This window comes from Chryseobacterium mucoviscidosis (assembly GCF_002177115.1).
Taxonomy (GTDB): Bacteria; Bacteroidota; Bacteroidia; order Flavobacteriales; family Weeksellaceae; genus Chryseobacterium; species Chryseobacterium mucoviscidosis.
The window spans coordinates 1-245 of record NZ_MVAG01000232.1 but is presented as its reverse complement, the minus strand read 5'-3'; the positions used below and the strand labels follow the sequence as shown (position 1 = coordinate 245).

Genomic DNA, 245 nt, shown 5'->3' with positions numbered 1-245 from the left:
CTGACGTGTCGGGTGATACTTTGACGGCGTGGTCAGCGTGATAAACATCCCCACATCACCCTCTGCGGCGGCGTAACGCTCAATACCGGCAATGGTGTTCATCAGCTCCATCCGGCGAATTTCAGGATTAGAAATACTGCCCATCACCTTACTGATAAGGTCGATGCGCTCGCCGGTTTCCCTGTTTTCAAGGTCACACGATTTAAGAAATTCCAGATTTGCCTGGCGGCGTGCACGCACATCAC

1 protein-coding gene is annotated in these 245 nt (G+C 52.7%); it reads right to left on the bottom strand.

Features of this window, described 5'->3' with window-relative positions:
• Nucleotides 1-245, bottom strand: a 245-nt coding sequence (locus B0E34_RS20880) for a replication endonuclease (protein WP_165763046.1), incomplete at both ends; no start/stop codon positions are given.